The 2,252-nt window shown below is 63.9% G+C and carries 5 protein-coding genes and 1 pseudogene; all 6 read right to left on the bottom strand.

Annotated features, from left to right (window positions below; translation table 11 throughout):
- Positions 1 to 125: 125 nt before the first annotated feature.
- The gene (locus tag GVL61_RS24350) at positions 126 to 347 is read right to left on the bottom strand and encodes a hypothetical protein (RefSeq protein WP_159983854.1); all 222 of its coding nucleotides are present in this window, start codon (positions 345 to 347) and stop codon (positions 126 to 128) included.
- Positions 348 to 387: 40 nt separating this feature from the next.
- Complete coding sequence (locus GVL61_RS24345) at positions 388 to 672, bottom strand: hypothetical protein (protein WP_159983852.1); 285 nt, start codon at positions 670 to 672, stop codon at positions 388 to 390.
- Positions 673 to 677: 5 nt separating this feature from the next.
- On the bottom strand, positions 678 to 992 hold the full coding sequence (locus GVL61_RS24340; RefSeq protein ID WP_159983850.1) for a hypothetical protein: 315 nt from the start codon (positions 990 to 992) through the stop codon (positions 678 to 680).
- A complete protein-coding gene (locus GVL61_RS24335) occupies positions 989 to 1,213 on the bottom strand; it encodes a hypothetical protein (RefSeq protein ID WP_159983848.1) in 225 nt (74 codons plus the stop codon). The genes GVL61_RS24340 and GVL61_RS24335 overlap by 4 nt, the downstream gene beginning before the upstream one ends.
- Positions 1,214 to 1,223: 10 nt before the next feature.
- Entirely contained in the window at positions 1,224 to 1,904 is a 681-nt protein-coding gene (locus GVL61_RS24330) for a hypothetical protein (protein ID WP_200844958.1), read from the bottom strand.
- Between the two features lie 160 nt (positions 1,905 to 2,064).
- Positions 2,065 to 2,252 (bottom strand): annotated as a pseudogene (locus tag GVL61_RS24325) (hypothetical protein); the annotation flags it as partial.

The raw sequence follows: 2,252 nt of genomic DNA, 5'->3' as shown, positions 1-2,252 counted from the left end.
TCCTTCCCCCTCCTCCCCCGGGCCCTTCCGGCCCGGCCCGCGCGAACGCGCGTAGCCGCCACGCCGATCAGGCGAGGCGTCACGGCTTGGGGCGACGGTGTGGCTGGTCGTGCGGCGTTAGCCGGTCAGAGGTCTTCGATGTCTGCGAGCAATGGCTCGGCGTGGATCGGCGGTACGAACCAGGCCCGATACTTTGGTTTCCACGCCGCACGTCCGTCGATGATCTCAGCGATCGCGTTGCCTTGCGCCGATCCTGGCGGTGTCCAGATGGAGACGTCGCCATTGTCGAAGCGGGTGATCCAGACCTTGCCAAGGCTGGTGTCGATCGTTTCTTTATCTTGCGGCATACTGCCATTCTTCGACAGTCGTTCCGCGGCGTCAACGACCTTACTCGTAGTGCGGCCGCTGTTCAGGGAAGAACTTGGGAGCGATGTCCTCGAATGCCAGCACGGTGTGGCGTCCGCCCAGATAGGTGATGGAGTCTACGGGTCGCTTGCAACGCTGGAGGTGCTGCAGGAGCCGGTTCGCACGGGTGCATCTCGCTCGGGCACGCTCTTTGTCGTGGATGACGGCGATGATGCGGGCGAGCTGCCCGCAATCGTACCACCAACCTCCTTCTTCGGCACCGCCCCAAGCTCGATCGATCTCATAGATCGCCAGTATATGCGCCATAGTGATTACCTCTGGTTGGTCCGCGCCTGGCGCAGATGGAAGTCTGCAATCGCATTGGATTGACGTTCGAGCTTCTGCTTGATCGAGCCGATCTCGTTACGCGCGCCAAGCCGCAGTTCGGACAGCCGGCGTTGGAACTCCGCCTCGTGGCGCTTAGTCCAGTCGCTGGCGTAGCGGCCGAAGGTCTCCGGCAGCGACTGGTCCGATCGCGTTGCCGCCTCGGCTTGGTGTGCGAGGCGTCGCTCGAGAATCTCGAGGCGTTGCTGATTGTCATTCCGACGATCTCGCATCAGCCGCAGGCGATAGGCCGGCGTGCTCATGAGGAAGCGCGCGAAAGCGTCTGCCGCCCATAGGTCTGGGCCCGCGCCAGCAAGGCGCGGATGTCGGCCTCATGGCGGAGCAGCTCATCCAGGCAGTCAGCCGCGCTGTCGGCAAATGAGGGATGCTCGGGATCGCTCATGTCGATGACGCCGACCAGCGCCTTCAGCGCATCGAGCAAGCACGGTACGCGATCCGCGGGAGCGGTGTGATGGATGTTCATGGCTGGCACCTCACAGCAGCTCGTAAGAGCGATGATTGCCGGTATCATGGGCAACGGCGACGTGAAGCTCGTGGATTTCGTCAGGGGTGTAGGTCTGCCTCATCCAGCTTTCCGCCCGTTCTCGCTCCGGGGTTTCGTGGACGTCGCGCTCACCGACATATCCGGCGTTTTCGACCACGACGTAGCGCGAAGCGCTGGCTTTCAGGCAGTCTGGCACAAGCTCGGGAAAGCCGGCGCACAGGTTATCATGCAGTGTCTTGTTATCCGGGGGGAAGAAGGACCCGTCGGGTTTCGGCCTGGTCGTCATCATGGCACCGGCAACGATCTGGTCGAATGTGCGGCCTTCGGAATCGGCGATACCGCCGGGTTTGTAGCGGACCGGCGGGGCGAAGCCCGCGCACAGCCAGGAGAAGAGACCGTCTTCGACCTGGGCGATGTATTCTGCGACGGCAGGATCGTCCTTCACGGCGTCGCTGACCTCGGCGACGAGCTCGCGGTAAGTGCCAAAATCGTGAGCGTTAGCCTTGGCGCGAAGGGTGACACCTTCGGGAGGGACGCCGTACCTGGCGATGATCGCCGCTCGGTACAGGCGGATTTCAAGCCGGTTGATGGCCTCGAAGTCTTTAGTCTGCCCCAGTTGCGCGCATTCCTCGTTGATCGGTGCGGCGCCGATTTCGACGGTATAGGTCATCGTCATCTCCTTTCGTACGCAGCTCCCTCTCCCTCTCACCTTTGACCCGTGGCCTGAGCGCGCGAGCATCGCGCAAAAAAATGGGCCCGCCTCGCGAAGGGAAGCGAGCCCAGATTGTGGGCCGACGCTGGAGGAAGGCGTCGGGCTCCGGGGGACATCGTCAGGCGGTTTCGGGCTCCTTCTGCTGCTTGCCACGAGCGGGCGTCTTGGGAGCGGGTGCGGTGCTGTCGCCGAGGCCATCGCCGGCAGCGGGGGTCTGGCCGCCGGCGTGCTCGTCCTCGGGACCTGCAGGCGGCATCGGCGGAAGGGCGCTGTCGCTGCCCATGGCGGGCATCTCGCGCTTGCGCT

This window comes from Novosphingobium sp. 18050 (assembly GCF_902706195.1).
In the GTDB taxonomy this organism is placed as follows: Bacteria; Pseudomonadota; Alphaproteobacteria; order Sphingomonadales; family Sphingomonadaceae; genus Novosphingobium.
The sequence above is the reverse complement of the archived record's forward strand: the minus strand, read 5'-3'. Positions and strand labels throughout refer to the sequence as shown.

Coding starts and splice junctions, on each gene's coding strand:
- GVL61_RS24350 (WP_159983854.1), bottom strand. CDS start 347: ATGCCGCAAGATAAAGAAACGATCGACACCAGCCTTGGCAAGGTCTGG.
- GVL61_RS24340 (WP_159983850.1), bottom strand. CDS start 992: ATGAGCACGCCGGCCTATCGCCTGCGGCTGATGCGAGATCGTCGGAAT.
- GVL61_RS24335 (WP_159983848.1), bottom strand. CDS start 1,213: ATGAACATCCATCACACCGCTCCCGCGGATCGCGTACCGTGCTTGCTC.
- GVL61_RS24345 (WP_159983852.1), bottom strand. CDS start 672: ATGGCGCATATACTGGCGATCTATGAGATCGATCGAGCTTGGGGCGGT.
- GVL61_RS24330 (WP_200844958.1), bottom strand. CDS start 1,904: ATGACCTATACCGTCGAAATCGGCGCCGCACCGATCAACGAGGAATGC.